The sequence below is a fragment of the Streptomyces sp. NPDC111802 genome (assembly GCF_055634335.1).
Genome location: NZ_JBVKCZ010000246.1, coordinates 1 through 1,043, shown reverse-complemented (window position 1 = coordinate 1,043; position 1,043 = coordinate 1). Strand labels below are relative to the sequence as shown.

General features: G+C 70.9%; 1 protein-coding gene. It reads right to left on the bottom strand.

Annotated features, from left to right (window positions below; all coding sequences use genetic code 11):
- A partial coding sequence (locus ACZ7NC_RS45775; protein ID WP_471498451.1) for an ATP-binding protein occupies positions 1 to 1,043 on the bottom strand: 1,043 nt, incomplete at both ends.

Sequence of the window (1,043 nt, the reverse complement as noted above, 5' to 3'; positions counted from 1 at the left end):
CCGAGCGAGGCCGGCAGGGAGACCTCCAGCCGCTTGCCGCCCACCTCGACCACGACCGTCTCACGGCCGCTGTCCTCCTCCGCCTCGGCGTCGGCAGGGGCGGCGAAGGGCTTGATCTCGTTGACGAACTCGGTCTCGATCCAACGGGTGTGGACCGTGAACGGATCTGCGGAACCGGTCAGTTCCGGCGCGAAGGCCGGATCGACGACGGCCGCGCGGTGGAAGGGGATCGCGGTGGCCATGCCCTCGACCTGGAACTCGGCCAGCGCACGGGCCGCCCGCTGCAACGCCTGCTGCCGGGTGGCGCCGGTGACGATCAGCTTGGCCAGCAGCGAGTCCCACGCCGGACCGATCACCGACCCGGACTCCACGCCCGCGTCCAGCCGGACCCCCGGCCCGGACGGCGGCGAGAAGAGGGTCACGGTGCCGGGAGCGGGCAGGAAGTTACGGCCCGGGTCCTCGCCGTTGATACGGAACTCGAAGGAGTGCCCGCGCAGCGGCGGGTCGTCGTAGCCCAGTTCCTCACCGTCGGCGATCCGGAACATCTCCCGGACCAGGTCGATACCGGTGACCTCCTCGGTGACCGGGTGCTCGACCTGCAGGCGGGTGTTGACCTCCAGGAAGGAGATCGTGCCGTCCAGGCCGACCAGGAACTCCACCGTGCCGGCGCCGACGTAGCCGGCCTCCTTCAGGATCGCCTTGGAGGCCGAGTACAGCTCGTCGACCTGTGCCTGGGACAGGAACGGCGCCGGGGCCTCCTCCACCAGCTTCTGGTGGCGGCGCTGCAGGGAGCAGTCACGGGTGGAGACCACCACCACGTTGCCGTGGGTGTCGGCCAGGCACTGGGTCTCCACATGGCGGGGCTTGTCGAGGTAGCGCTCGACGAAGCACTCCCCGCGGCCGAAGGCGGCGACGGCCTCGCGGACGGCGGAGTCGTACAGCTCCGGGACCTCTTCGAGGGTGCGGGCGACCTTCAGTCCGCGTCCGCCGCCGCCGAAGGCGGCCTTGATCGCGATCGGCAGGCCGTGTTCCTCGGCGAACGC